This is a genomic window from Micromonospora sp. IBHARD004 (assembly GCF_052814115.1).
This window is the reverse complement of record NZ_CP199934.1, coordinates 5,348,267-5,374,189: the sequence shown is the minus strand read 5'-3', so window position 1 is coordinate 5,374,189 and position 25,923 is coordinate 5,348,267. Positions and strand designations below refer to the sequence as shown.

The 25,923-nt window shown below is 73.6% G+C and carries 31 protein-coding genes and 1 riboswitch; of the genes, 16 read left to right on the top strand and 15 right to left on the bottom strand.

Annotation, left to right across the window (positions count from 1 at the left end):
- Window positions 1–45 precede the first annotated feature (45 nt).
- The 6 genes from recO to ACTWO6_RS26120 all read left to right on the top strand — a co-directional run bounded on the left by recO (window position 46) and on the right by ACTWO6_RS26120 (window position 3,624).
- Window positions 46–888 (top strand): DNA repair protein RecO, encoded by an 843-nt coding sequence (gene recO, locus ACTWO6_RS26145; RefSeq protein ID WP_446216418.1) that lies wholly within the window; start codon window positions 46–48, stop codon window positions 886–888.
- A gap of 32 nt (window positions 889–920) precedes the next feature.
- A complete protein-coding gene (locus tag ACTWO6_RS26140) occupies window positions 921–1,697 on the top strand; it encodes an isoprenyl transferase (protein WP_446216417.1) in 777 nt (258 codons plus the stop codon).
- 68 nt (window positions 1,698–1,765) lie between these two features.
- The gene (locus ACTWO6_RS26135; RefSeq protein WP_109943664.1) at window positions 1,766–1,951 is read left to right on the top strand and encodes a hypothetical protein; all 186 of its coding nucleotides are present in this window, start codon (window positions 1,766–1,768) and stop codon (window positions 1,949–1,951) included.
- A gap of 148 nt (window positions 1,952–2,099) precedes the next feature.
- Window positions 2,100–2,321 (top strand): thioredoxin reductase, encoded by a 222-nt coding sequence (locus tag ACTWO6_RS26130; RefSeq protein WP_406041901.1) that lies wholly within the window; start codon window positions 2,100–2,102, stop codon window positions 2,319–2,321.
- Complete coding sequence (locus ACTWO6_RS26125; RefSeq protein WP_446216416.1) at window positions 2,318–3,085, top strand: pirin family protein; 768 nt, start codon at window positions 2,318–2,320, stop codon at window positions 3,083–3,085. The genes ACTWO6_RS26130 and ACTWO6_RS26125 overlap by 4 nt, the downstream gene beginning before the upstream one ends.
- A gap of 32 nt (window positions 3,086–3,117) precedes the next feature.
- Window positions 3,118–3,624 (top strand): HIT family protein, encoded by a 507-nt coding sequence (locus ACTWO6_RS26120; RefSeq protein ID WP_446216415.1) that lies wholly within the window; start codon window positions 3,118–3,120, stop codon window positions 3,622–3,624.
- Between the two features lie 3 nt (window positions 3,625–3,627).
- Here the strand turns inward: ACTWO6_RS26120 and gndA are convergent, their stop codons facing one another.
- A complete protein-coding gene (gndA, locus tag ACTWO6_RS26115) occupies window positions 3,628–5,070 on the bottom strand; it encodes an NADP-dependent phosphogluconate dehydrogenase (RefSeq protein ID WP_446216414.1) in 1,443 nt (480 codons plus the stop codon).
- Window positions 5,071–5,244: 174 nt separating this feature from the next.
- Window positions 5,245–5,541 carry an MTH1187 family thiamine-binding protein gene (locus ACTWO6_RS26110; protein WP_446216413.1) on the bottom strand — a complete coding sequence of 99 codons (297 nt, stop codon included), beginning with the start codon at window positions 5,539–5,541 and terminating at the stop codon, window positions 5,245–5,247.
- 236 nt (window positions 5,542–5,777) lie between these two features.
- On the opposite strand from ACTWO6_RS26110, the gene ACTWO6_RS26105 reads away from it, so the two are divergent.
- Window positions 5,778–6,026: a hypothetical protein gene (locus ACTWO6_RS26105; protein ID WP_446216412.1), complete on the top strand. Its 249-nt coding sequence runs from the start codon at window positions 5,778–5,780 to the stop codon at window positions 6,024–6,026.
- 116 nt (window positions 6,027–6,142) lie between these two features.
- On the opposite strand, the gene ACTWO6_RS26100 is transcribed toward ACTWO6_RS26105, so the two are convergent.
- The 3 genes from ACTWO6_RS26100 to ACTWO6_RS26090 all read right to left on the bottom strand — a co-directional run bounded on the left by ACTWO6_RS26100 (window position 6,143) and on the right by ACTWO6_RS26090 (window position 9,049).
- Window positions 6,143–6,943, bottom strand: a complete 801-nt coding sequence (locus ACTWO6_RS26100; protein WP_446216411.1) for an energy-coupling factor transporter transmembrane component T family protein — start codon at window positions 6,941–6,943, stop codon at window positions 6,143–6,145.
- Window positions 6,940–8,358, bottom strand: coding sequence for an ABC transporter ATP-binding protein (locus tag ACTWO6_RS26095; RefSeq protein ID WP_446216410.1), 1,419 nt, complete (start codon window positions 8,356–8,358; stop codon window positions 6,940–6,942). Before ACTWO6_RS26095 ends, ACTWO6_RS26100 begins: the two co-directional genes overlap by 4 nt.
- A 109-nt stretch (window positions 8,359–8,467) precedes the next feature.
- Window positions 8,468–9,049, bottom strand: a complete 582-nt coding sequence (locus ACTWO6_RS26090; protein WP_446216409.1) for an ECF transporter S component — start codon at window positions 9,047–9,049, stop codon at window positions 8,468–8,470.
- Between the two features lie 72 nt (window positions 9,050–9,121).
- Window positions 9,122–9,227: riboswitch (TPP riboswitch) on the bottom strand.
- Between the two features lie 97 nt (window positions 9,228–9,324).
- On the opposite strand from ACTWO6_RS26090, the gene ACTWO6_RS26085 reads away from it, so the two are divergent.
- From ACTWO6_RS26085 to ACTWO6_RS26065, 5 genes are all read left to right on the top strand, one after another.
- Window positions 9,325–10,149, top strand: a complete 825-nt coding sequence (locus ACTWO6_RS26085; RefSeq protein ID WP_446216408.1) for an alpha/beta fold hydrolase — start codon at window positions 9,325–9,327, stop codon at window positions 10,147–10,149.
- The gene (locus tag ACTWO6_RS26080) at window positions 10,146–10,958 is read left to right on the top strand and encodes an aminoglycoside N(3)-acetyltransferase (protein ID WP_446216407.1); all 813 of its coding nucleotides are present in this window, start codon (window positions 10,146–10,148) and stop codon (window positions 10,956–10,958) included. Before ACTWO6_RS26085 ends, ACTWO6_RS26080 begins: the two co-directional genes overlap by 4 nt.
- Complete coding sequence (locus tag ACTWO6_RS26075; RefSeq protein WP_446216406.1) at window positions 10,955–11,704, top strand: sugar isomerase domain-containing protein; 750 nt, start codon at window positions 10,955–10,957, stop codon at window positions 11,702–11,704. The genes ACTWO6_RS26080 and ACTWO6_RS26075 overlap by 4 nt, the downstream gene beginning before the upstream one ends.
- Before the next feature lie 134 nt (window positions 11,705–11,838).
- On the top strand, window positions 11,839–12,342 hold the full coding sequence (locus ACTWO6_RS26070) for a DUF6328 family protein (RefSeq protein ID WP_130339003.1): 504 nt from the start codon (window positions 11,839–11,841) through the stop codon (window positions 12,340–12,342).
- Window positions 12,343–12,599: 257 nt separating this feature from the next.
- Complete coding sequence (locus ACTWO6_RS26065; protein WP_446220767.1) at window positions 12,600–14,549, top strand: acyl-CoA dehydrogenase family protein; 1,950 nt, start codon at window positions 12,600–12,602, stop codon at window positions 14,547–14,549.
- A 91-nt stretch (window positions 14,550–14,640) separates the two neighbouring features.
- On the opposite strand, the gene ACTWO6_RS26060 is transcribed toward ACTWO6_RS26065, so the two are convergent.
- From ACTWO6_RS26060 to ACTWO6_RS26025, 8 genes are read right to left on the bottom strand one after another with little or no spacing between them, the layout of a single operon-like run.
- Window positions 14,641–14,808 carry a hypothetical protein gene (locus tag ACTWO6_RS26060; protein ID WP_446216405.1) on the bottom strand — a complete coding sequence of 56 codons (168 nt, stop codon included), beginning with the start codon at window positions 14,806–14,808 and terminating at the stop codon, window positions 14,641–14,643.
- 9 nt (window positions 14,809–14,817) lie between these two features.
- Window positions 14,818–15,423, bottom strand: coding sequence for a hypothetical protein (locus ACTWO6_RS26055; protein ID WP_446216404.1), 606 nt, complete (start codon window positions 15,421–15,423; stop codon window positions 14,818–14,820).
- A gap of 48 nt (window positions 15,424–15,471) precedes the next feature.
- A complete protein-coding gene (locus ACTWO6_RS26050; protein ID WP_446216403.1) occupies window positions 15,472–15,864 on the bottom strand; it encodes a Fur family transcriptional regulator in 393 nt (130 codons plus the stop codon).
- Entirely contained in the window at window positions 15,861–16,160 is a 300-nt protein-coding gene (locus ACTWO6_RS26045) for an ArsR/SmtB family transcription factor (protein ID WP_109803252.1), read from the bottom strand. The genes ACTWO6_RS26050 and ACTWO6_RS26045 overlap by 4 nt, the downstream gene beginning before the upstream one ends.
- A 43-nt stretch (window positions 16,161–16,203) precedes the next feature.
- Window positions 16,204–17,070, bottom strand: coding sequence for a metal ABC transporter permease (locus tag ACTWO6_RS26040; RefSeq protein ID WP_446216402.1), 867 nt, complete (start codon window positions 17,068–17,070; stop codon window positions 16,204–16,206).
- 1 nt (window position 17,071) lies between these two features.
- Window positions 17,072–17,833, bottom strand: coding sequence for a metal ABC transporter ATP-binding protein (locus tag ACTWO6_RS26035; RefSeq protein WP_446216401.1), 762 nt, complete (start codon window positions 17,831–17,833; stop codon window positions 17,072–17,074).
- Window positions 17,830–18,801: a metal ABC transporter substrate-binding protein gene (locus ACTWO6_RS26030; protein ID WP_446216400.1), complete on the bottom strand. Its 972-nt coding sequence runs from the start codon at window positions 18,799–18,801 to the stop codon at window positions 17,830–17,832. Before ACTWO6_RS26030 ends, ACTWO6_RS26035 begins: the two co-directional genes overlap by 4 nt.
- A gap of 54 nt (window positions 18,802–18,855) precedes the next feature.
- Window positions 18,856–19,113: a DUF6703 family protein gene (locus ACTWO6_RS26025; protein ID WP_446216399.1), complete on the bottom strand. Its 258-nt coding sequence runs from the start codon at window positions 19,111–19,113 to the stop codon at window positions 18,856–18,858.
- A gap of 27 nt (window positions 19,114–19,140) precedes the next feature.
- Between ACTWO6_RS26025 and ACTWO6_RS26020 the strand changes: the two genes are divergently transcribed.
- The 4 genes from ACTWO6_RS26020 to dusB all read left to right on the top strand — a co-directional run bounded on the left by ACTWO6_RS26020 (window position 19,141) and on the right by dusB (window position 22,795).
- A complete protein-coding gene (locus ACTWO6_RS26020) occupies window positions 19,141–19,482 on the top strand; it encodes an antibiotic biosynthesis monooxygenase family protein (protein WP_446216398.1) in 342 nt (113 codons plus the stop codon).
- Window positions 19,483–19,507: 25 nt separating this feature from the next.
- The gene (locus ACTWO6_RS26015) at window positions 19,508–20,068 is read left to right on the top strand and encodes an Rv0361 family membrane protein (protein WP_446216397.1); all 561 of its coding nucleotides are present in this window, start codon (window positions 19,508–19,510) and stop codon (window positions 20,066–20,068) included.
- A 112-nt stretch (window positions 20,069–20,180) separates the two neighbouring features.
- Window positions 20,181–21,560: a glycine--tRNA ligase gene (locus ACTWO6_RS26010; protein WP_446216396.1), complete on the top strand. Its 1,380-nt coding sequence runs from the start codon at window positions 20,181–20,183 to the stop codon at window positions 21,558–21,560.
- A gap of 143 nt (window positions 21,561–21,703) precedes the next feature.
- The gene (gene dusB / locus ACTWO6_RS26005; RefSeq protein ID WP_446220766.1) at window positions 21,704–22,795 is read left to right on the top strand and encodes a tRNA dihydrouridine synthase DusB; all 1,092 of its coding nucleotides are present in this window, start codon (window positions 21,704–21,706) and stop codon (window positions 22,793–22,795) included.
- Between the two features lie 68 nt (window positions 22,796–22,863).
- Here dusB and ACTWO6_RS26000 read toward each other — a convergent pair whose 3' ends face one another.
- Together ACTWO6_RS26000 and ACTWO6_RS25995 are read right to left on the bottom strand one after the other, a co-directional pair.
- Window positions 22,864–23,517, bottom strand: a complete 654-nt coding sequence (locus ACTWO6_RS26000; protein WP_446216395.1) for a C39 family peptidase — start codon at window positions 23,515–23,517, stop codon at window positions 22,864–22,866.
- 549 nt (window positions 23,518–24,066) lie between these two features.
- On the bottom strand, window positions 24,067–25,905 hold the full coding sequence (locus ACTWO6_RS25995; RefSeq protein ID WP_446220765.1) for a beta-N-acetylhexosaminidase: 1,839 nt from the start codon (window positions 25,903–25,905) through the stop codon (window positions 24,067–24,069).
- Window positions 25,906–25,923 lie beyond the last annotated feature (18 nt).

Sequence of the window (25,923 nt, the reverse complement as noted above, 5' to 3'; positions counted from 1 at the left end):
CACCCCGAACCGACCCTGAGATCGCACCCCGAGGAGAATGACCGGATGGCCGGGTACCGCCGACAGCTCTACCGCGACGACGCGGTGGTCCTGCGTGTGCAGAAGCTCGGCGAGTCCGACCGGATCATCACGCTGCTCACCCGCCGGCACGGCCGACTGCGCGCGGTCGCCCGGGGGATCCGGCGCACCACCAGCAAGTTCGGCGCCCGGCTGGAGCCGTTCGGCCACGTCGACCTCCAGCTCGCCGGCGACCCGAAGGGCGAGCACGGCAGCTCGCTGCACACCGTCAGCCAGGTCGAGGGGATCGACCTCTACGGCAAGCGGTTCCTCGGCGACTACCCCCGCTACACCGCGGCCAGCGCGATCGCGGAGACCGCCGAGCGGCTCACCCCGGTCGAGCGGGAGCCGTCGCTGCGGCTGTTCCAGCTCACCCTGGGCGCGATCAAGTCCCTGGCCCGGGGCGAGCACGCCACCACGCTGGTGCTGGACGCGTACCTGCTGCGCGGGATGGCGCTGGCCGGCTGGGCGCCGGCGCTGACCGCCTGCGCGGTCTGCGGCACGCCGGGGCGGCACCGGGCGTTCTCCGTACCGGCCGGGGGCGCGGTCTGCCCCGACTGCCGGCCGCCCGGCGCGGCCCACCCCGCGCCGGCCACCATCGACCTGATGTCCGCGCTCACCACCGGCGACTGGGTGCTCGCCGACGCCACCGAGACCGGCGTACGCCGGGAGTGCAGCGGCCTGGTCGCGGCGCACCTGCAGTGGCACCTGGAGCGCGCGCTACGCTCGCTGCCGCTGGTCGACCGGGGTGCCCCGGCGGCCACCGCGGTCCCGCCGCCGGTCGGTGCGGTCGCGGAGGCGGACGGTGTGAACAGGGAGAAGACCGAGTGATCCGATCGACGAGGGCCGGCCGGCGTGAGCCGGTGCCACCGACTCCGCACCTGTCGGGTGCCCGGCCCCCGGCGCTGCCCGCCGACGCGGTGCCGAAGCACGTCGCCGTGGTGATGGACGGCAACGGCCGGTGGGCCAAGGAGCGCGGCCTGCCCCGCACCAAGGGTCACGAGCAGGGGGAGCACTCCCTGTTCGACACCATCGAGGGCGCGATCGAGCTGGGCATCCCCTACCTGTCGGCGTACGCCTTCTCCACGGAGAACTGGCGGCGCTCGCCGGACGAGGTCCGCTTCCTGATGGGTTTCAACCGGGACGTGATCCGCCGCCGCCGCGACCAGTTGGTCGACCTGGGCGTCCGGGTGGTCTGGTCGGGCCGGGCCGGCCGGCTCTGGAAGAGCGTCATCTCCGAGCTGCAGACCGCCGAGGAGATGTCCCTGGGCAACTCGACGCTGACCCTCCAGTTCTGCGTCAACTACGGCGGCCAGGCGGAGATCGCCGACGCCGCCGCCGCGATCGCCCGCGACGTGGCCGCCGGCCGGCTCGACCCGGGCAAGGTCACCGAGAAGACCATCGCGAAGTACCTGTACCACCCGGAGGTCCCCGAGGTGGACCTCTTCCTGCGCCCCTCCGGCGAGCAGCGCACCTCCAACTTCCTGCTCTGGCAGAGCGCGTACGCGGAGCTGGTCTTCCTCGACACGCTCTGGCCGGACTTCGACCGCCGCCACCTCTGGTACGCCTGCGAGCTCTACGCCCAGCGGGACCGTCGCTTCGGTGGCGCGCTGCCCAACCCGGTCGCGCCGCGGATCTGAGTCACGCTTACCGACGCGGCAAGCTGGGTACCAATCCGGACAGCAGCCAATCGCGGAGGTGAACCCACATGATTCAGAAGCGGATTGCCCAGTGGGCGGTCATGGCGGTCGCCGTGCCGCTGGCGGCGGCCGGCGCCCGTCGGCTCAGCCACACCCTGGAGGCCCGGCGTGGTCCGTCCGGGGTGAGCCGACTGCTCACCAAGGGCGCCGACATGCTGCGGCCGCAGAAGGCCAAGCGTCGTCGGTTCTGGTGACGTCCACGGTCGGCGCCGCAGCGTCGCGGCGCTGACCGGGCCCGCGGTCCACGCCCCGCATCCGGCTTTTCCGGCCGGAGGGCGGGGCGCCCGCGCGTACGATCGGCGCAGGGCGCGCCGCCGGGACGCGCCCGCCACGGGGGTGGGCATGCCGGATCTCCGGTACAAGATGATCATGGCGTTGAACGCGGCCGACCTCGGCAGCCCGATCTGCGAGCAGGTCGCCGAGATCTGCGCGGAGATCGCCGAGCAGCACTGCGCCGAGCTCGGGCACACGCCGAGCGTGCGCTCCGGCGAGATCGCCGAGCTGGCCACCGGCGAGCCGGCGCTGACCTGGGCGCCGACCGAGACCGGGCAGCGTGCCTGGTGACGGCGCTGGCACCGACGCCCGCCGTGGACGTCCGCCGGGCCGAGGACCGGTTCGCCACCCGGCTGTCCTGGCTCGACTCGAAGCACTCGTTCTCGTTCTCCCGGCACTACGACCCGGCCAACATCCACCACGGGCTGCTGCTGGTCAACAACGACGACGTGGTGCACCCGGGCACCGGTTTCGAGACCCACCCGCACCAGGACATGGAGATCGTGACCTGGGTGCTGCGCGGCTCACTGGTGCACCAGGACTCCACCGGCCACACCGGCGTCATCTACCCCGGCCTGGCCCAGCGGATGAGCGCCGGCACCGGCATCCTGCACTCGGAGAAGAACGACTCCTGGCGGCTGGCCGGCACCACCCCGCACACCGACCCCGTGCACTTCGTCCAGATGTGGGTCGTCCCGGACACCGACGGGGTCGACCCCGGCTACGAGCAGCTGGAGATCGGCGACGAGCTGCTCCGCGGCGGCCTGGTCCCGGTCGCCTCCGGTATGGACCGGTACGACGGCGCGTCCGCGATCCGGATCCGCAACCGGTACGCCACCCTGCACGCCGCCCGGCTCGCCCCCGGCGACGAGGTGACCCTCCCCGACGCGCCCTTCCTGCACCTCTACGTGCCGACCGGCGCCGTCACGCTGGAGGGCACCGGCCGGCTCGGCGAGGGCGACGCCGCCCGGATCACCATGACCGGCGGCCAGCGGGTGGCCGCCACCCAACCGTCCGAGATCCTGGTCTGGGAGATGCACGCCACCCTCGCCTGAGCGCCGACCCGGCCAGCTGGCAGGGTGGGTGGGTGCCCGAGCCGCGCCGGAACCAGTGGGACGAGGACGCCTACCTGCGCCGGGTCCGCGCCGCCTGCTTCGTCTGCGAACTCCTGGCCGGCAACCCCGACCACCGGCACCACGTGCTGCACCGGGACGCGACGGCGGTGGTCTTCCTCAACCGCTGGCCCTGGCTGGCGGGGCACACCCTGATCGCCCCGGTACGCCACCACGAACGGGTGATCGGCGACTTCCCGGTCGAGGAGTACCTGCGGCTGCAACGGGTCCTGCACGCGACGGGGACCGCGCTGGAGCGGGAGGTGCCCACCGAGCGGCTCTACGTGCTCAGCCTCGGCAGCCAGCAGGGCAACCGGCACGTGCACTGGCACCTGGTGCCGCTGCCGCCGGGCGTCCCGTACGAGGAGCAGCAGCTGGCCGCGCTCGGCACCGAGCGTGGCTGGCTCGACGTACCGGCCGAGGAGCAGGCCGACCTGGCCGACCGGCTCGGCCGGCGGCTGGCCGGACTGCTGGGCGGCTGAGCCTCACGCCTCCACTTCGGAGCGGTCGCCGGCCCAGAGCGTGTGGAACGAGCCCCCCCGGTCGACGCGGTGATAGGTGTGCGCGCCGAAGTTGTCCCGCAGCCCCTGGATCAGCGCGGCCGGCAGGCGCTCGGCGCGCAGCGCGTCGAAGTAGGCCAGCGACGACGAGAACGCCGGGGTGGGCACGCCCGCCCGGGCCGCGTCGGCCACCACCCGCCGCCAGCTCGGCACGCCCGCGCCGACCTGGTCGGCGAACCACGGGGCCACCAGCAGGGTCGGCAGCTCCGGCTCGGCGTCGTACGCCTCCCGGATCCGGTCCAGGAAGCGGGCCCGGATGATGCAGCCGCCCCGCCAGATGGTGGCGGTGCCGCCCAGGTCGATGTCCCAGTCGTACTCCCGGCTGCCGGCCCGGATGTGGTCGAAGCCCTGCGCGTACGCGACGATCTTGCTGGCCAGCAGCGCGCGCCGCACGTCCTCGACGAACGTCTCCCGGTCCTCCACCTGCCACTTCTCGCCCGCGTCGGCGAAGGCGCGGCGGGCGGCCGCGCGCTGGTCGGCGTGGCCCGAGAGGGACCGGGCGAAGGTCGCCTCGGCGATGCCGGTGATCGGGATGCCGAGGTCGAGGGCGCTCTGCACGGTCCAGCGGCCGGTGCCCTTCTGCTCGGCCTGGTCGAGCACCACGTCGACGAACGGCCTGCCGGTCGCGGCGTCGGTGTGCGCCAGCACGTCGGCGGTGATCTCGATGAGGAACGACTCCAGCTCGCCGCCGTTCCACTCCCGGAAGATCTCCGCGATCTCCGCCGGGCTCGCCGACAGCCCGGCCCGAAGCAGGTCGTACGCCTCGGCGATGAGCTGCATGTCGGCGTACTCGATGCCGTTGTGGACCATCTTCACGAAGTGGCCGGCGCCGTCCGGGCCGATGTGCCGGCAGCATGGGACGCCGTCGACGTGTGCGGCGATCTTCTCGAAGATCGGGCCGAGCTTCTGATAGGACTCCGCCGAGCCGCCGGGCATGATGCTCGGGCCGCGCAGCGCCCCCTCCTCGCCGCCGGAGACGCCGATGCCGACGAAGTGCAGCCGGTGCCCGCGCAGCGCCTCCTCCCGACGGCGGGTGTCGACGAAGTGCGCGTTGCCGCAGTCGACGACGATGTCCCCCTCCTCCAGCAGCGGGACCAGCTCGTCGATCACCGCGTCGGTGGGCGCGCCCGCCTTCACCATGACGATGACGGCGCGGGGCCGCGCCAGCGAGGCGACGAAGTCGGCGAGGGACTCCGACGGCACGAAGGCGCCCTCGTCGCCGTGCTCGGCCAGCAGGCTGCGGGTGCGCTCCGGCGAACGGTTGTGCACCGCCACGGTGAAGCCGTTGCGGGCCAGGTTCCGGGCCAGGTTGCGGCCCATCACCGCCAGACCGGTCACGCCGATCTGCGCCGTCGCCTGCTGTGCCATCCGTACCGCCACCTCTCGTCGGACTGCCCGTCCTGCGACCGTATCGCGGTCGACGGCGGTCCGGGCCGGCTCATCGACGCCGGGTGAGCGCACCGTCAGCGCGACGTGGCGACGTGGCGGTCACGGCCCGGAAGCCGGCCGTCGGCGCGGCGGGATGACTGGCGCCGGCCGGGGTCAGCCCTCGGCCAGGCGGGCCTCGATGTGGGCGACCTTCGCGTGCATCGCGTCGGTGACCCCGGGCCGGACGTCCGCCTTGAGCACCAGGCTGACCCGGGGCGCCTGGGCGGCGACGGTGTCGACGGCCCGCTTCACGACCGCCATCACGTCGTCCCACTCGCCCTCCACGGTGGTGAACATGGCGTCGGTCCGGTTCGGCAGCCCGGACTCGCGGACCACCCGGACGGCCTCGGCGACGAGGTCACCGACGGACTCACCCACGCCGAGCGGGGTGATCGAGAACGCGATCAGCATGTCGCCGATCGTGCCAGTAATTCGGCTGCGGGTCGCCCGGGCCGTCGGTTAGCCTCTGGGTATGCGTAACTGACGCCCTCTTTCGGAAGCTGGCCCGCCGCCGTCGCCGCGGGCCGCTGCTCCGGGCGTCCGCATGCCACCCGCCGTCGTCGCGGCGTCCTCCGTGGTCGGACCCGCCGGGGCAGCCCCGTTCCCCGCTCGCCGCGCCACCGGCGCCCGCAGTCAGGAGGCAGCGTATGCCCGCCAAACGCAATCCGAAGAAGTCCCGCAAGCCGTCCTCGGGGCCATCCCTGATGGACGTGACCCTGCCCGACGTCGACATCCCCGCGGTGGCACCGGCCGCGCCGGTCGCCCTGCCGGCGTCGACGCAGGCGGAGACTCCGCCACCGCCGAAGGCCGGCCCGCCGCCCGGTCGGGACGCCCGGTTCGCCGGGCGCAGCCAGCGCGCCGGCCAGGCCCGCCGTTACGCCTTCCGCCGCAGCTGATCGGGACGGGTGCAGTTGTTGTCGCTGGAACGACAACAACTGCACCCAACGGAGGGGGCGGCCCCGGCCTGGCCGTGTTTCCGCCGGCCGGCCTGTCCGCCGCTGCTGGTCGGTGGTCAGCCGAGCAGGGGACGGAAGGTGCCGAGCACGATGCTGGCCGCGAGCGCGCCGCCGGCCAGCACCGCCGCCCCGGCGACCAGCAGCCCGTCCGCCGTGGTGAAGTGCTGCCGGCGGGCGACCGTACGCGGGGTGCCGGCGTCGAAGCCGCGGGCGTCCATCGCCACCGCCAGCCGGGTGCCGCGGCGGATCGCCCCCACCAGCAGCGCGAACGCGGTGGAGACGAAGAGCCGCAGCTTGGCCGCCGGGTTCCGGCCGGCGTCCACGCCCCGGGCCCGGCGGGCCATGCTGATCATCTGCCATTCCTGGCCGAGCAGGGGCACCAGCCGGAACGCGGCCAGCGCGCCGATGGCGAACCGGGCCGGCGCCTTCGCATTCTGGATCAGCGCGTCGGCCAGGTCGGTCGGGTCGGTGGTGGCGAAGACGATCACGCCGGGCAGCGCGACCGCGAGCATCCGCAGCACCAGCCCGAGCGCGGTCAGCAACACCCCGGACGTCACCGTCACCGGGCCGGCCTCGACCAGCACCCGGCCGGACCGCTCCGCGGCGAACAGCACCAGCGTGACCACGATGCCGGCGGCGCTTGCCAGCAGCGGCCAGGCCCGCCGGGCGAGCACCCGGTAACGGATGCCGAACAGCGGCAGCACGGCCAGCTCGATCGCGATGGCGATCGCCGGGGCCACCGGGTCCAGGGTGGCGATCAGAATGACCGAGAAGACCAGGGCGGCGGCCAGCTTCGCCACCGGATTGCGCCGGGCCAGCGGCGCGCCGGGCGCGGCGACCGGCTCGATGACGATCATGCCGGGTGCTCCAGGGTGACGGTCCGGTCCGCGAGCGCGGCGACGAAGTCCGGGTCGTGGGTGACGGTGACGACGCCGTGCCCGGCGTCGCGCAGCTCGGCGAAGAGGTCGACCAGCTCCAGCCAGGTCCGTCGGTCCTGGCCGAAGGTGGGTTCGTCGCAGATCAGCAGGCGGGGCGCGGTGGCCAGGGCGGTCGCGACGCTCAGCCGCCGCGCCTCGCCGCCGGAGAGGGTGTACGGGTTCGCGCCGGCCAGCTTCGCCAGCCGGAGCCGGTCCAGCAGCGCGTCCACGGTGGTCTTCACGGTCGCCTCGGACCGGCCGGTCCGGCGCGGACCGAGCGCCAGCTCGTCGAAGACGGTGCCGGTGACGAACTGGTGCTCCGGGTCCTGGAAGACCGAGCCGATCCGCCGGGCCAGGGCGGGCGCCCGCCAGCGGTGCGGGGGAGTGCCCGCGTCGCGGCCGGCGAGCGCGGGAGTGGCGGTGGCCGTGCCGGTGCCGGGGCGGAGCAGGCCGCCGAGGAGCAGGGCCAGGGTGGACTTCCCGGCGCCGTTGGGGCCGAGCACGGCGAGCGCCTCGCCGGCGCGTACGGCGAGGTCGGTGGGGGCCAGCCGGGGCGGCAGGCCGAGCCGGTCGGCGGTGATCAGCGGCTCCCCGGCCGGCGCGGTCGCGCGTCGGGGTGGCACGGTCCGACCCGGCACCCAGACGCCCTCGGCGGCGAGCGCGTCGCCGTGCGCGGCGAAGACCGCGGCGGGCGGTCCGTCGGCCCGGACCCCGCCGCCGGGTTCGAGGACGACCACCCGGTCGACCAGCGGCAGCGCCTCGGCGACCCGGTGCTCGACCAGGATCAGCGTGGTGTCGGCGTCGAGGGCGTCCGCGACGGCCCGGCGGACCAGCGTCGCGCCGGCCGGGTCGAGGTTGGCGGTGGGCTCGTCGAGCAGCAGCAGGGTCGGCCGCAGGGCCAGCGCCCCGGCCAGGGCGAGCCGCTGCTGCTCGCCGCCGGAGAGGGCGGCGGTGGGCCGGTCCCGGTGGTACGGGAAGCCGACCCGGTGCAGCGCCCCGTCCACCCGCGGCCAGATCTCGTCGGCCGGTACGCCCCGGTTCTCCAGCCCGAACGCGACGTCGTCGCCGCAGCGGGCCATCACCAGCTGACTTTCCGGGTCCTGGAAGACGATGCCGACCCGTTCCCGGGCCTTGCGGGGGTCGAGCCCGTCGATCTCGACGGTGCCCTCCTGCTCACCGGAGTCCTCGGGCAGCAGCCCGGCCAGCGCGGCGAGCAGGGTGCTCTTCCCGGCCCCGGACGGCCCGAGCAGCAGCACCCGCTCCCCAGGCTCGACGCGGAGATCGATCCCCCGCACCGCCCAGGCCTTCCGCCCGGCGTGTCGCCACCCGAACCCCCGCAGCTCCACCGCACTCACCCTCGCCCCGCCCCCTCCGGTCCCGTGATCATGAAGTTGTCGTCGCGACACGCCGCGCCGGAGGACAACAACTTCATGATCAACGCGGACTCCGGGTGTGGGGTGGCGGTCAGACGGCGGCGCGTTCGCGGCCGGCGGGGAAGCGGTCGAGGACGCCGGTGCCCGCCAGGGCGCGGGTCAGCGCGACGCTGCCCAGGCCGGCCACCACCAGGGAGCTGACCGCGGTGATCAGGATGTACGGGAGGCGGAAGCTGCCCCACGCGGTGCCCGGGTACCAGATGAAGACGTCGTAGATCGAGGCGGCGAGCCCGGCCAGCGTGGCCGCCAGCAGGGCCACCGGCAGCCGGTAGTTGCGGTAGCCGAAGGCCGCGAAGGCGAGCTCCGCCGCCGCCGCCTCCAGCGGGCCCTGCACGACCAGCGTCCAGCCCCAGCTGCTGCCGAGCGCCACGGAGACCAGCGCGGCGAAGGTGAGGGTGAAGAACGCGGCGCCGGGCCTGCGGATGATCAGCGCGCCCAGCACGGCCGGCACCAGCCAGACGCCGTACAGGACGGCCCGGCCGGGCAGCGGGATGGCGTCCGCCGGCCCGTTCCACAGCAGGCCCCAGGCCCAGAAGATGACCCCGAAGGCCACCCCGAGCACGGAGGCGATGACGATGTCGATGGTGCGCCACCGGTTGGCGGTGTTGTCCATGGTTGCTCCCAGTCCAGTGAACGAACCAGGAGAAGACGCACGCCGCGCCCGGTGTCACCGGACGGCGGCGCGGCTGGAGGTCGACCGAACTCCCTGCGCTGGCATTACCCAGATCAGGTTCGAGGGTCTGCGGGCGATGCCCGCACTCTCAGCGCTGTGCGCTCCCCTGTCGGATGTGAAGTTGTCCCGGCAGACGCTAGCACCGACTGGGCTGACGGCCCAGCAGGGCGGTCGCGGTCCGGCCCCGGCCCGGTCCGCTGGGTAGGCTGCCGATCATGCGGGTCGACGCGCGAGGTCTGACGTTCGAGGTACGCACCGGCGGTCCCGAGGACGGCACACCCGTCCTGCTGCTGCACGGTTTTCCGCAGCACGGCGGCGAGTGGGACGACGTGGTGCCCGCGCTGCACGCCGCCGGGCTGCGCACGTACGCGCTGGACCAGCGGGGCTACGCGCCGGGCGCACGGCCGGCGGCGGTCGAGGCGTACCGGATCCCGGAGCTGGTGGCCGACGCGGCCGGTGTGCTCGACGCGCTCGGGGTGGAGTCCGCGCACGTGGTGGGGCACGACTGGGGCGCGATCGTGGCGTGGGGCCTGGCGGCGGCGCACCCGCGGCGGGTCCGCACCCTCACCGCGGTCTCGGTGCCGCACCCGGCCGCGATGGCGCACGCGCTCGCCACCGACCCCCAGCAGAAGGCCCGCTCCGCGTACATCGTGCTGTTCCGCAAGCCGGGCAAGGCCGAGAAGGTGCTGCTCGCGCTCAACGCCACCGCGCTGCGCAAGCTGCTCGGCGGGGTGGGTGACGCGGCGCGGGTCGCCCGCTACGCCGAACCGATGCGGGAGCCGGGCGCGCTGACCGCCGCGCTGAACTGGTACCGGGCGATGTCGGGGACCGACATGAAGGCCGTCGGCCCGGCGACCGTGCCGACCACCTTCGTCTGGAGCGACAGGGACATCGCGATCGGCCGGACCGCCGCCGAGGCCTGCGCGACCCACGTGACCGGCGACTACCGCCTCGTCGAACTCTCCGGCGTCACCCACTGGATCCCCGACGAGGCGCCCGGCCAACTGGCCGAGGCGATCCTCGCCCGGGTCGCCGCGTGATCGCGACGCCCCCGCCGGCCCGGCCGCACACCCGCGCGTCGCTCGCCGCGCAGTTCCACGACCTCGGCGTACGCCCCGGCGGTGTGCTTCTGGTGCACGCGGCGCTGCGCCCGCTCGGCTTCGTCTGCGGCGGCCCGCAGGCCCTGGTGCTGGCCCTGCGCGACGTGCTCGGGCCGGACGGCACCCTCGTCGTGCCGACCCACACCCCGGAGAACAGCGACCCGGCGGGCTGGAACAACCCGCCCGTGCCGGCGGACTGGTGGCCGGTGATCCGGGCGGAGATGCCCGGCTTCGACCCGGCGCTGACGCCGAGCCGGTTCATGGGCACGCTCGCGGAGCAGGTGCGCACCTGGCCGGGCGCGCTGCGCAGCGACCACCCGCAGGTCTCCTTCGCCGCGCTCGGCCCGGCCGCCGGGCGGATCGTCGCCGACCACACCCTGACCGACATGCTGGGCGAGGGCTCCCCGCTGGCCCGGCTCCACGACCTCGACGCCGACGTGCTGCTGCTCGGCGTCGACCACGGCTCGAACACCTCCCTGCACCTGGCGGAGTACCGCTGGCCGGCGGCGCCCAGGGCGCGGGTGGGGTCCGCCGTGCTGACCGGCGACGGCGGCCGGGAGTGGGTGTGGTGGGACGACGTGGACCTGGACGAGAGCGACTTCGCCCGGCTCGGCGCCGACTTCGAGGCCACCGCCGCGGTGCGGGTGGCCGCGGTCGGCGACGGGCCGGGCCGGTTGATGAGGCAGCGGGCGGCGGTCGGCTTCGCGGTGGAATGGCTGGCCCGCAACCGACGGACGGAGGAAGCATGACGGTGAGCGCGGATGCGTACCTGGCGGTGCTGACCGAGACGATGGGCCGGGTGGCCGCCGGTCAGCGCGAGGCGGTGGGTCGGGCCGCCGACCTGATCGCCGAGGCGCTGCGCGCCGACGGGGTGGTGCACGCGTTCGGCACCGGCCACTCCGAGGCCCTCGCCATGGAGATCGCCGGGCGGGCCGGCGGGCTGGTGCCCACCAACCGGATCGCGCTGCGCGACCTGGTGCTCTACGGCGGTGAGCCGGCCGACGTGCTCGGCCCGAAGCTGGAACGCGACCCGGCCGTGGCGCACCGGCTCTACGAGCTGGCCCCGGTACGCCCGCAGGACGTCTTCGTGCTCGCCTCCAACTCGGGCGTCAACGGCGCCATGGTGGAGTTCGCGTCCCTGGTCAAGGAGCGGGGGCACGCCCTGGTGGCGATCACCTCGGCCGAGCACTCGGGGCGAATGACGTCCCGCCACCCGTCGGGCCGCAAGCTCGCCGACTTCGCCGACGTGGTGCTCGACAACGGCGCCCCGTACGGCGACGCCACCCTGCCGCTGCCCGACGGCGGCGCGGTCGGCGCGGTCTCCTCGATCACGGCCGCGCTGCTGGCCCAGCAGATCGTGGCGGAGGTGGTGGCCCGGCTGCTGGCGGCGGGGGTGCGACCCCCGGTCTACCTGTCGGCCAACATCACCGGCGGCGACGAGCACAACGCCGAGCTGGAGGCCCGGTACGCCGGCCGGATCCGCCGGGGGGCGTGACCGGTCCGCCGGCCCGGCCGACGGGCGTCGGCGCGGTGATCGCGAGGCGGTTTCGCGGAGCGCCCGACGGGGCAAAGGCTCTGCTGCCGACGGGGTGCTCCCCGCCGGCGGTACCGTCGTCGCGGAGGTAACGCGTGTCCAAGGAAACCGAGAAGCAGCGCTGGCAGCGCAACTTCGCCGACCTGCTGCAGGAGTTGCGGGTGGCGCAGACCGGGGTGCAGATCCTCTTCGCGTTCCTGCTCACCCTGCCGTTCAGCAACGGTTTCACCCGGATCACCGAGTTCCAGCGGGACGTCTACATCGTCGCGTTGCTGGCCGCCGCGGCGGCGACCGCGATGATCATCTCGCCGGTCGCGTTCCACCGGGCGTTGTTCCGGCAGGGCCGCAAGCCGGAGCTGGTGCGGTTCGCCCACCGGATGGCCAGCGGCGGCCTGGCCTTCATGCTGATCTCCATGGTCAGCGCGGTGCTGCTGATCACCGACTTCGTGCTCAGCCGGCCGGTCGCCTTCCTGCTCAGCGCGGTCACCGCGCTCTGGTTCCTGGCCTTCTGGGTGATCCTGCCGTTCGCCCGGCGCGGCTGGGGGGACGATGAGATCGACGACGATGACGACGACCCGCAGGTGCTCGCCGGCGACTGAGCCCCGCTGGCGTCCCACCAAATCGGACTTGCCAAGAACGCTACCCCTGGGTAACACCCGGGGGTAGCGTCGTTCTCGTCGAGCACGTTGACGCAGCCGGACCGAGGTTCGAGGGGGCAGCCGTGACCACGACACAGAACAACCGACCGGACGGAACGCAGGGCACGGGCGGCCCCACCGGACGGGTGGCGCCGATCGACGACCCCGACACCGGCCCGGCGGCCTCGGCGGGCGAGGCGGCCGCAACCGCCGCCGCGATCGACGAGGCCGGCGGCGCGGCGCCGCTGCCCGCCGAGGCGGGGCAGGTCTCCGAGAAGGAGGCCCGCCAGGTCGCCGAGGCGGCCCGGGAGTCGGCCTGGGACCGGCCCAGCTTCGGCAAGGAGCTCTTCCTCGGCCGGTTCCGGCTCGACCTGATCAACCCCTGGCCACGGTCCGATCCGGACGACGTCGCGCGGGCCGAGGAGTTCCTCGGCGCGTTCGGGGCGTACTTCGACGCCGAGGTGGACGGCGCGGCCATCGAGCGGGAGGCGTACATCCCGGACGAGGTCTTCCAGGGCCTGGCCCGGCTGGGCGCCTTCGGCATGAAGATCGACCGGAAGTACGGCGGGCTCGGGCTGAGCAACCTGCACTACTGCCGGGCGCTGATGCGGGCCGGCTCGATCAGCCCGGCCATCGGGGCGCTGCTCTCGGCGCACCAGTCGATCGGCGTGCCGCAGCCGCTGAAGATGTTCGGCACCCCGGAGCAGAAGCAACGGTTCCTGCCGCGGCTCGCCGTCGGTGAGGTCTCCGCGTTCCTGCTCACCGAGCCGGACGTCGGCTCCGACCCGGCCCGGTTGGCCACCACCGCCGAGCCGACCCCGGACGGCAAGGGGTACCGGCTCAACGGGGTGAAGCTCTGGGCCACCAACGGCACGGTCGCCACCCTGCTGGTGGTGATGGCCCGGGTGCCGGCGGCCGAGGGCCGGCGCGGCGGGATCACCGCCTTCGTGGTCGAGGGCGACAGCGAGGGCATCACGGTGGAGCGCCGCAACGCCTTCGTCGGCCTCCGCGGCCTGGAGAACAGCCTCACCCGGTTCCACGACGTCTTCGTGCCGGCGGAGAACGTGATCGGCGGCGAGGGCAAGGGGCTGAAGATCGCCCTGACCACGCTCAACACCGGGCGGCTCTCGCTGCCGGCGATGTGCGTCGGGGCGGGCAAGTGGTCGCTCAACGTGGCCCGGGAGTGGGCGGCCGACCGGGTCCAGTGGGGCCGGCCGGTCGGCGAGCACGAGGCGGTCGCCAAGAAGCTGGCCTTCATCGCCGCCACCACGTACGGCATGGAGAGCATGCTCGACCTCTGCTGCCTGCTCGCCGACGACGACCGCAACGACATCCGGATCGAGGCGGCGCTGGTCAAGCTCTACGCCAGCGAGATGGCCTGGAAGATCGCCGACGAGCTGATCCAGATCCGGGGCGGCCGCGGCTACGAGACCGCCGACTCCCTCGCCGCCCGGGGCGAGCGTCCCGCCGCCGTCGAGCAGATCCTGCGCGACCTGCGGATCAACCGGATCTTCGAGGGCTCCACCGAGATCATGCACCTGCTGATCGCCCGCGAGGCGGTCGACGCGCACCTCTCCGTGGCGGGCGACATCATCGACCCGGACGCGGGTCTGGGCCGCAAGGCGAAGGCGGGCGCGCGGGCCGGCGTCTTCTACGCGAAGTGGTTGCCCACCCTCGCCGTCGGCAAGGGCCAGAACCCCGGGGCGTACGCCGAGTTCGGCCCGCTCGCCGGTCACCTGCGGCACGTCGAGCGGACCTCCCGCAAGCTGGCCCGGTCCACGTTCTACGCGATGTCCCGCTGGCAGGGGAAGATGGAGCGCAAGCAGGCGTTCCTCGGCCGGGTGGTGGACATCGGCGCGGAGCTGTTCGCGATGTCCGCGGTCTGCGTCCGGGCGTACGCCGAGCGGGACACCCGTCCGGAGAACGTCGAGCTGGCCGACCTGTTCTGCCGGCAGGCGCGGCTGCGGGTCGAGGAGCTGTTCACCGGGCTCTGGTCCAACACCGACTCGATGGATGTGGCGGCGGCGAAGCGGATCCTCGACGGCCGGTACGCCGCCGTGGAGAAGGGCGTGGCGACACCGCCGGCGGACGCGCCCTGGGTGGCCCGCTGGACCCCCGGCCCGTCCACCGCGGAGGACGTCCGCCGCCGTATCCCGCCGGCGCACTGACCCGGCTGATTCCCGGCGACCACCGACCGGCCCGCGGCGGGCAGCCCCCGCTGCGGGCCGCTCGTCGGGTACCTGCAGCCCGGAGTCGGGGTCAGTGAGCGATGGCCCAGGCGATGACGGCAGCCAGGATGAGCCCGTTGAGCAGGGCCAGCACCAGGTACGCCTGCGGCGGGATCTTGCGACCCTTGCGGACGAAGCTCACCAGGACGCCCGCGTACGCCAGCAGCAGCACGGCGACGACGATCAGGAAGTACAGCACCGCCACACCCTAGCGGCCCGCCCGCAGTCCCAGTCTGCGCAGCTCCAGCGCGGCGAGCGCGTCGACGGTGTCGTCGTCGCCGCGGCGCCACGCCTCGGCCACGTCGGGCGCGATCCGGGCCAGCCGGCCGAGCGGCTGACCCGCGAGGGCCCGCAGCGCCAGCAGGTCGCGGCCGGCGGGGGCGGTGGCGAGCGCCTTCGCCGCGCCGGCCCGGCGCATCCAGCGCACCCGCAGCGGCAGCCAGCCGAAGAGCACCAGGCCGAGCGGGAAGACCAGGACCGCGATGCTGAGCGCGAGGGCCAGCTGGCCGACCAGCTCCTGCTGGTCGCGGCCCGCCTCGGCGACGGACCGCGCGGCGTCCGCGGCCCGGTTGAAGGGGGCGGTCAGCTCGTCGCCGACCAGTGGCACCCGGCCGACCTTGCCGCCGGCCTCGGCCAGGTTGTCGGCGAGGCCGCCGCCGGCCCCCTCCAGCTTCTGCCCGGGTACGGCGAGCTTCTGCACCAGGTCGTGCAGCCAGAGCGCGAAGCGGATCGCCGCGTAGACCCAGACGACGACGAGGAGGTCGGTGAGGAGCTGGCGGAGGGCGGTGGGAAAACGGTCGGCGTAGATCTTCACGCCGGACAGCGTGCCACGCTCCGGCCGCCGGGGCACGGGGGAGAATTCTCAGCCGGCGCAGGCCGGGCAGGTCCCGAAGATCTCCAGGGTGTGGCTGACCTCGGCGTACCCGTGCTGCGTGGCGACCCGTTCCGCCCAGCTCTCCACCGCCGGCCCGGCCACCTCCACCGTCCGCCCGCAGGCCCGGCAGACCAGGTGGTGGTGGTGACCCTCGCTGCACCGCCGGTAGAGGTGCTCGCCGCCGGGCGGGCGCATCACGTCGATCTCGCCGGCGTCGGCGAGCCCCTGCAACGTCCGGTAGACGGTGGTCAGGCCGACCCGCTCGCCCCGCTGGCGCAGCATCGCGTACAGGTCCTGCGCGCTGTGGAAGCCCTCCACCTCGGCCAGCAGCGTGCTCACGGCCGTCCGCTGGCGCGTGTTCCGCAACGTCCCCTCGGTCACGGTCCCTCCCCGGCGTGGCTGACCGCGTCCGCCACGATGTGTGCGACGTGCTCGTCCACGAGGGCGTACGCGATCTCCCGACCGCGCCGGGAGCCACGGACCACGCCGGCGCCGCGGAGCACCCGCAGGTGCTGGGAGACCAGCGGCTGCGGTGCGCCCAGCTTCTCCACCAGCTCGTGCACGCACCGTTCACCCTGCGCCAGCTCGGTCACGATCGCCAGCCGGATCGGTGCGGACAGCGCACGCAGCAGGTCACCCGCACCCTCGAAGGCGTCGTACCCGTTCGTGCCCGTCATCCCGTAACGGTAACCAATGCCAGCAGGATCGCTCGGGGGTGGCTCACCGCAGCACGACCTCGTGCGGCTCGGGGGCCGGCACGGCCGCGGGGCGGGTCCGCCAGCGCAGCGCCCGCCAGCCCGCCGCGGCGAGCGCGACCACCAGGAACGAGGCGATGGCGAGCAGCACCACCGAGGCGCCCGGCGCGGTGTCGGCGGTGGCCGCCACCCAGACGCCCGCCCCGGCGGCGAAGAGCCCCAGTGCCATGGCGGCCGCCATCGTGCTGCGGAAGCCCCGGGTGACCTGCTGGGCGGTGGCCACCGGCACCACCATCAGCGCGCTGATCAGCAGCACGCCGACCGCCCGCATGGCGATCGTCACGGTCACCGCGGTGGTCACCGCCAGCAGCAGGTTGAGCGCCCGGACCGGCAGGCCGGAGACCCGGGCGTACTCCTCGTCGTGGCAGACCGCGAAGAGCGCCGGGCGCAGCGCCAGCATGGTGACCAGGATGGCCGCGCCGAGCACCAGGATGGTGGTCAGGTCTGCCGGCGAGGTGGTGGTCAGCGAGCCGAACAGGTACGAGTTGAGCGAGGAGTTGCTGGTGTTGGAGAGCCCGACCAGCAGCACGCCGCCGGCGATGCCGCCGTAGAAGAGCAGCGCCAGGGCCAGGTCGCCGGAGGTACGGCCGCGGGAGCGGACCAGCTCGATGACGATCGCGCCGAGCGTCGCGGCGATCACCGCCACCAGCACCGGGGAGCGGTTCAGCAGCAGCCCGGCGCCGACGCCGGTGAGCGCCACGTGCCCGATCCCGTCGCCGATCAGCGCCAGCCGCCGCTGCACCAGGTAGATGCCGAGCGCCGGCGCGGCCAGCCCGATGACCAGCGCGCCGACCAGGGCGCGCAGCATGAAGTCGTACTGGAAGAGGTCCATGTCAGATGCTCCACAGCCCGGCGGGCTCCTCGTCGCAGTGCGGGTGCACGTGGTCGTGGTCGGGCTCCGCGTGGTGCCCGGCCGGCTCCGGCACCGCGCCGTCGTGGCAGATGCCACCCTCGTGCACGACGACCGCCCGGCTGATCAACGGTCGCAGCGGACCCAGCTCGTGGGCGACCAGCAGCACGGTCCCGCCGCCGGCGAGGAAGCCGCGCAGCGCCGCGGCGAACGCCTCCTGGCTCTCCGCGTCGACCCCGGCGGTCGGCTCGTCCAGCACCAGCAGCTCGGGTTCGCCGGCCAGGGCCCGGGCGATCAGGGTGCGCTGCTGCTGGCCGCCGGAGAGGGTGGCGACCGGGTCACCGGCCCGGTCGGCGAGCCCGACGGCGCGCAGCGCGGCGGCCACCGCCTCGCGGTCCGCGCGCCGCGCCGGCCGCAGGACGCCCCGGCGGGCCAGCCGCCCCGAGGCCACCACCTCGCCCACCGTGGCCGGTACGCCGCTGCCGGCGCCGAGGCGCTGCGGGACGTACCCGATGCGGTGCCACTGCCGGAAGCGGCGCTGCGGCGTGCCGAAGAGGGTGACCGACCCGGCGCTGAGCGGGACCAGCCCGAGCACGGCGCGGATCAGGGTGGACTTGCCGGAGCCGTTGGCGCCGAGCACGGCGACCACCTCGCCGGCGGTGACGGTCAGCGAGACGTCCCGCAGCACGGGGCGGCCGTCGTAGCCGGCCACCCCGTGGGTGACCGTGATGACAGGTGCGTTCACGAGCAGCTCAACGCCGTCCTCAGAGTCTGAAGGTTGGTGCGCATCACCGAAAGGTAGTCCCCGCCGTTGTCGGTCGACAGCCCCTCGATCGGATCCAGCACCGCGGTCTTCGCGCCAACCTCCCGGGCGATGGTGTCGGCGACCTTCGGGCTGACCAGCGTCTCGAAGAAGATCGTGGTGGCCCTGTGCTCCCGAGCCTCCTTCGTCACCTCGACGAGCCGCTGCGGCGAGGGCTCGGACTCGGGGGTGAGGCCGGCGATGCCGACCTGCGTCAGCTGGTAATGCTTGGCCAGGTAGCCGAAGGCGGTGTGGCTGGTAACGATCTCCCGGCGCTGGCAGGTCTGCAGGCCGGCGGTGTACTCGCTGTCCAGCTTCTCCAGGTCGGCGTGGAGCGCCTTCGCCCGGGTGGTGAAATCGGCGGCCCGGGCCGGGTCGACCTTGCCGAGCCGCTCGGCCACCTGGTCCGCGACCGTGGCCAGTCGGGTCGGGTCGAGCCAGATGTGGGGGTCCTTGCCGCCGGCCGACCCCTCCTCGTGGTCCGGCTCCGCGCTCGCCGCAGCGTCCTCGCCCTCGTGCTCGTGCGCCTCGGCGGTGGCGTCCATCAGCGGCTGAACCGTCGCCACGTCGAAGGAACGGTCGGCGGCGTTCTGCTCGACCGCCTCGTCCACGGCCGGCTGGAAGCCCTTCAGGTAGACGACCAGCTTCGCGTCCGCGATCTGACCGACCTGGGCGGGGTTGAGTTCCAGATCATGTGGCTCGGCGCCCGGCTTGACCAGGTTGGTCACCTGGACGGCGTCGCCACCGATCCGCTCGGCGATGAACTGAAGCGGGTAGAAGGCGGCCACCACGTCGACCCGCTTCGGGTCGGCGCCGGCCGACCCGTCGTCGGAGCAGGCGGCGGCGCCGCCGAGGGTGAGCAGGGCGATGATGGCGCCGGCGAGGGCGCGCGGAGCGGAGCGAACGGTCATGTCAACCACTGTCCGCGATAACGAAATTGATTGTCAAAAACGCATGATTGCATGTCAGAGCAGCTTGGTCATGGCCACCGCGATCAGCAGGGTCAGCATCACCAGGCGGATCACCCGGGTCGCCGCCGCCTGCACCGGCCAGGTGGTGACCATCAGCCACACCAGCACCGCGGCCAGCGCCAGCAACAGCAGGCCGCCCACCGGACCGGGCGCGAAGAGCGCCACCAGCACCAGGACCAGGGTGGCCAGGAACACCGTCGTCGGGTTGACCCGGGCCAGGCGGGCCAGCAGGGGGCTCTGCGTACGCTGCATCCCACAGACTCTACGAGGAGGACGCCGGTGCTGGTGACCAACCGGTTCGTGGTGGACGCCGAGGTCGCGCCCGACTTCACCGAGCGGGCGCACGCCGCCCTCGCGGCGCTCGCCGCCCGCCCCGGCTACCTGCGCGGGGAGTTGCTGCGGGCGCTGGACGACCCGACGCACTGGTGCCTGCTCACCGAGTGGGAGTCCGTCGGGGCGTACCGGCGGGCGCTGGGCGGCTTCGACGTGAAGATCACGGCGGTGCCGCTGCTGGCCCAGTCGATCGACGAGCCGTCGGCGTACGAGACGCTCGCCAGCGCCGCGCCGGACGGGGAGATCGTCATCGTCGACAGTGATCGGGCTGCAGGTCCTTACCGCTGACCCCGGTGGCACTACCCTCTGGCGTATGACCGCTCCCGGACCGGCAGCCCCGCCCCCTCACCCCGAGCTGTCCGGCGCAGGCGGCGCGCCGCCGGTCCCGGGGCCGCCGTCCGAGCCGGGCGTCCCCGCCGGCCCCGGGGTGGCCCCGCCGTTCGCCGCCCCGCCCACCGAGGGCGGTCGCCGCCGGCTCTGGCTCGGCCTCGGCGTCGGGGCGCTCGCCGTGCTGCTCTGCTGCGGCGGGGGCGGCGCGGCCATCGTCGGACTGGCGGTGAGCAACGTCCAGGCGATCGAGGAGCAGGGCCGGACGGTCACCGACGACTACTACCAGGCCCTGGTGGAGAAGGACTGGTCCAAGGCGTACGACACGCTCTGCGACGACGCCCAGCGGCGCGAGTCCCGGCCGGACTTCGAGCAGCGGGTCGCCGCGGAGCCGCAGATCTCCGGCTACCGGGTGGGCAAGGTCGACGCGCAGACCCTCACCGTGCCGGTCGACGTGACCCTCAGCGGCGGCAAGCAGGAGGCCCAGCAGGTGACCCTGGCGCCGGATCCGCAGACCGGTGGCATGGAGGTCTGCGGGGTGAGCTGACGGGCCCCCGGTATTCTGCTGGGCTCGGGACTACGGTAGCCGTACCGTTGTCCCGAACTGACCGTTCCATCCACATCGCCCCCGCCGACCGCCAGCCGGCGTAGGAGGAAACATGCCAGCCGACCGTATCGACGCCGTCGTCAGCCTCGCCAAGCGCCGAGGCTTCGTCTTCCCCTCCAGCGAGATCTACGGGGGCACCCGGTCGGCCTGGGACTACGGTCCGCTCGGCGTGGAGCTCAAGGAGAACGTCCGCCGGCAGTGGTGGAAGACCATGGTCCAGCAGCGTGACGACGTCGTCGGCCTGGACTCCGCGGTCATCCTGGCCCGCCAGGTGTGGGAGGCCTCCGGCCACATCGCCGAGTTCGTCGACCCGCTGACCGAGTGCCAGTCCTGCCACAAGCGGTTCCGCGCCGACCACCTCGAGGAGGCGTTCGAGGCCAAGCACGGCCGCCCGCCGGTCTCGCTGTCCGAGATCAACTGCCCGAACTGCGGCAACAAGGGCACCTTCACCGAGCCGAAGATGTTCAACGGCCTGATGAAGACCTATCTCGGCCCGGTGGAGAGCGAGGAGGGCCTGCACTACCTGCGCCCGGAGACCGCCCAGGGCATCTTCGTGAACTACAAGAACGTGGAGACGGTCGCCCGCAAGAAGCCGCCGTTCGGCATCGCGCAGACCGGCAAGTCGTTCCGCAACGAGATCACCCCGGGCAACTTCATCTTCCGTACGCGTGAGTTCGAGCAGATGGAGATGGAGTTCTTCGTCGAGCCGGGCTCCGACGAGGAGTGGCACGAGTACTGGCTCCAGCAGCGCTGGAACTGGTACCTGGACCTCGGCCTCTCCGAGGAGAACCTGCGCTTCTACGAGCACCCGAAGGAGAAGCTCTCCCACTACTCGAAGCGCACCGTCGACATCGAGTACCGGTTCCAGTTCGGCGGCACCGAGTTCGCCGAGCTGGAGGGCATCGCCAACCGGACCGACTTCGACCTCTCCACGCACAGCAAGCACTCCGGCGTCGACCTGTCGTACTTCGACCAGACCAAGGGCGAGCGCTGGATGCCGTACGTGATCGAGCCGGCCGCCGGCCTGACCCGCGCGGTGCTCGCCTTCCTGCTCGAGGCGTACGACGAGGACGAGGCCCCGAACACCAAGGGCGGCGTGGACAAGCGCACCGTGATGCGCTTCGACCCGCGGCTGGCCCCGGTGAAGGTGGCGGTGCTGCCGCTGTCCCGCAACGAGGCGCTCTCGCCGAAGGCGAAGGGGCTCGCGGCGGACCTGCGCAAGCGCTGGGTGGTCGAGTTCGACGACTCGCAGGCCATCGGCCGCCGCTACCGGCGGCAGGACGAGATCGGCACGCCGTTCTGCGTGACGGTCGACTTCGACACCCTCGACGACAACGCGGTGACCGTGCGGAACCGGGACACCATGGCCCAGGAGCGCGTCGCGCTGGACCAGGTCGAGCGCTACCTGATCGAGCGCCTGCCGGGCTGCTGAGCTGTTCACGGGGCTCCGGCCGGCGCGGAAAGGCGCCGGTCGGGGCCCCGTACACTTGTCCGGTGATCGCCCCTACCCTGCCCGCGCTGCGCCCGTTGACCCTCGGGCCGCACCAGGTGTGGCCGCCGGTGGTGCTGGCGCCGATGGCGGGCATCACCAACGTCGGTTTCCGGCGGCTCTGCCGGGAGCAGGGCGGCGGCATCTACGTCTGCGAGATGATCACCACCCGGGCGCTGGTCGACCGGAACCCGAAGACGCTGCGCATGATCGCCTTCGGCGCGGACGAGCAGCCGCGCAGCCTGCAGCTCTACGGCACCGACCCGGAGATCACCGCTGCCGCGGTGCGGATCGTGGTGGAGCGCGACCTCGCCGACCACATCGACCTCAACTTCGGCTGCCCGGTGCCCAAGGTGACGCGGCGTGGTGGCGGTTCGGCCCTGCCGTGGCGGCGCCGGCTCTTCGCCCGGCTGGTGAAGGCCGCGGTGGACGCCGCGTCGCCCGCCGGGGTGCCGGTCACGGTGAAGATGCGCAAGGGCATCGATGACGACCATCTGACGTACGTCGAGGCGGGCCTCGCCGCGCAGGACGCGGGCGTCGCGGCGGTCGCCCTGCACGGGCGCACGGCCGCGCAGCGCTACTCGGGCACCGCCGACTGGGACGCGATCGCCACCCTCAAGCAGGCCCTCGACGTCCCGGTGCTCGGCAACGGCGACATCTGGGAGGCCGACGACGCGCTGCGGATGGTGGCGCACACCGGGGTCGACGGCGTGGTGATCGGGCGGGGCTGCCTGGGCCGCCCGTGGCTCTTCGCCGACCTGGAGGCCGCGTTCAACGGCCGGCCGGAGCGGCGGCTGCCCAGCCTGGGCGAGGTGGCGGTGACCATGCGCCGGCACGCCGAGCTGCTGGTCGACCAGTTCGTCGCGGGCGCGCGCAACCCGGCCCGGGGTGAGCGGGACGGCTGCACCGACTTCCGCAAGCACGTCGCGTGGTACCTCAAAGGCTTCCCGGTCGGCAGCGAGCTGCGCCGCTCCCTGGCCATGATCGACAGTCTGGCCCAGCTCGACGACCTGCTCGGCAAGCTCGACCCGGCCGAGCCGTTCCCGGTGGCCGCCCTCGGCCAGCCGCGCGGCCGGACCAACTCCCCGGGCAAGGTCTTCCTGCCCGACGGCTGGCTGGCCAGCCGGGACGACGACACCGTGCCCGACGGCGCCGAGCTGGACGACTCCGGCGGCTGACCGCGGAGACGGCGAAAGGGCCGACCCCCGGGTGGGGGTCGGCCCTTTTCGTTGGTTGGTGCTGCCGGTCAGGAGGCGGTGTAGCCGCGGGTGGCGATCCAGTCGGCGAGGTTGTCGACGCTCATCCGGTAGGAGGCCATGTTCGGGTTGGCCGAGTCGGCGATGGTGACGGTGTGGCCGTTGTCGCGGTAGCCCACGACGCTGATGTAGTGGCCGCCCTCGAAGGAGTGGGTGTTGCCGTCGGTGTCGACGGCGGTGCCGGCGATGTTGGCGACCACGGCGCGGCCGTCGTCGACGGTGCGGACGATGTCGGCGCGCAGGGTGTCGGTCTGCTTGTCGTCGGCCTTGGCGTCCTTGATCTCGACGCTGCGGTAGACGTTGCGACCGGTTTCCTTGTTCAGCACCGGGGTGATGTCGTTGACGCTGTTGGTGCCGGCCTCGGTGGTGCCCATCTCCTTGGCCATGGCGTCGACGTCGATGGCCTTGCCCTGCACGGACAGGGCGTTACGGGTCGCGGCGGGGCCGCAGTAGTAGAAGTTCGGCTGGGCCTCGTAGCGGACGTTGAGTTCCCGCTCGCTGCCGTGCTTGCGGTCGGTCTGCACCTGCGCGGCGGGCTTGGCCTCGGCGGCGTGGGCGGCGATCGCGGGGCCGGCGATGCCACCGGCGGTGGCGGCGAGGCCGGCAGCGGTCAGGGCGGTCTTACGGATCAGATCGGTACGCATGATGGCGTGCTCCTCTGCCTTGGGGGTACACGACACACCGCAGGGGGGTGCGGTGGCGCGCGAAAAAGGGGGGAAAGTCCTGGGGGATCTGCCCGGCGGCTGGGCCTGCTCGGGTGTTCCGGGGATAACGACCCGGGCCGGCGGCGCATTCCACCAGGCTCGCGGGCTTCCCGGGGTTCCGGCCGCGGGGGCCGGGGTTCCAGGGGGATGTAACCGTCCCGGCCGGCCGGGTGTTCCCACGGCCAGGGCTCCGGGCTCTACCACCCGGCAGACCCGCGGTGGTATGCCATGTACAACGCCCCGACCCCCGCCGGCATTCCACCGCCGGGGTGCCCACGGCCACCGGACATCCCACCCCGAACCGGACACCCCACCCACCCGGGGGCGCACCCCGACCCGGCCACCCGACCCCACACGCCCCAGGCGTGGCAGCGGCCGGATAGGAGATGCCTGGTCAGGGGCCTGCGCCGGGTCGGGCTGGCGAGGAGTGGCCGGCTTTCCCCAGGAAACCGGTCACCGTGCGTACGGCGGTCGGTTTGGCCGCGGTTGTCACGCTCCGTTCGTGGCGGGCGGAGGTGCGGGCGTTCCGGCCGGGTCGGGGTGGACCTGGTCGGAGGTCCGATCCGCCGTCTCGGCGGTCGGCTGACGCGGCACCGCCGGCTGCGCCGGCTCCGCGGGCCAGGGGATCTCCGGGGACCGGTGGAACGCGATCCCGGCCCGGTCCCAACGCGGGCCGTGGCCGGCCAGCCGGTCCCGGAACCCGGCCCAGTCGTGGGTCGTCCGGGGTGACCAGGCCAGCTCGGCGAGGGCGGGCAGCCGGGGCAGCAGCATGAACTCGATCTCCGCCAGCGAGGTGACGGACTCGGTCCAGAGCGGCGCCTCGACGCCGAGCACCGCCTCCGCCGGCACGTCGGCGACGTGCGTACCCGGGTCCCAGTCGTACGACCGCCGCACGTCGATCAGGCCGGCCCAGTCGTGTCCGATCGGGGTGTCCGGGGCGTACTTCATGTCGAGGTAGGAGTGGTTGCCGGGGGAGAGGATCAGCCGGGCACCCCGGCGTACCGCCTCGGCGACCACCGGGTCGTCGCCGTTGGTGCCCCACCACTGGAGCACCCGCCCGTCGAGGTGCGCGGCCGGGGCGAGCTGGTGCCAGCCGACCACGGTCTTCCCGGTGGCGGCCACGATCCGCTGGGCCCGCTCGATGAAGCCGGTGTACGCCTCGCCCTTCACCTTGAACGCCTCGTCGCCCCCGATGTGCAGCCACGGCCCGGGGGTGAGCGCGGCCACCTCGCCGAGCACGTCCGACACGAAGTCGTACGTCCGCTCGTCGGCCGGGTCCACATAGCTGAAGCCGACCTCGGTGCCGGTGTACGGCGGCGGCGCGACCTTGTCCGGCGCCAGCTCCGGGTACGCGAGCAGCGCCGCGTTGGTGTGCCCGGGCAGGTCGATCTCCGGCACGACGGTGACGTGCCGGCGGGCGGCGTACCGGACGATGCGGCGGTAGTCGGCGGCGGTGTACCAGCCGCCGGGGCCGCCACCGACCTCGGTGGCGCCACCCATCGGGGCGAGCCGGGGCCAGGAGTCGACGGCGATCCGCCAGCCCTGGTCGTCGGTGAGGTGCAGGTGCAGGTGGTTGAGCTTGTACCGGGCCAGGTGGTCGATCACCCGCAGCACGTCGGCTACGCCGAAGAAGTGCCGCGCCACGTCGAGCATCGCGCCCCGGTAGGGGAACCGGGGCCGGTCGACGATCAACCCACCGGGCACCACCCAGCGTTCGGGCACGGGGGCCGGGCTCTCCACCGCGGTCGGCAGCAGTTGGCGCAGCGTCTGCACGCCGTGGAAGAGGCCGGCCGGCGTGGCGGCGACGATCCGGACGTCGGCGGAGGTGACCTGGAACCGGTAGCCCTCGTCCCCGAGCCGGTCCGCCGGGGCGGAGTTCACCGCCGGAGCCGGAGCCGGAGCCGTGGGGCCGGACAGGCTGAGGGCCAGCTGCCCGTCGGTCCCGTCGTCGGCCGCCTCGGCGACCGGCAGCGGATAGCCGGTCGCGGGGCGGAGCTGCTCGGCGAGCTGCTCGGCGACGTCCCGGGCGGCCGGGCCGGGGCTGACCCGGATCACCGCGTCCTCGGGGAGCACGAAGTCGGCCGTCGGGTCCGGCGCCACCCGCTCGGGGGCCGGGATCACGTCGCCCAGCCGGACCGGCGCCGGCGGGGCGAGCAGGTCGCCGGCCGTCCGCGCGGCGGCCCGGGCGAGGTCGGCCGCCGCCGGCTCGTGCGTCGGCAGGACGGCCGGGTCGGCCGCGTCCGGGCCGAGCGGGTCCGGCCCGGTGGCGGGGGTGGCGGAAGGGGTGGGCGGCACGGCGACGTCTCCGGGGGTGTATTCGCGAGGGATATGGCAAAAGTCAGGTTC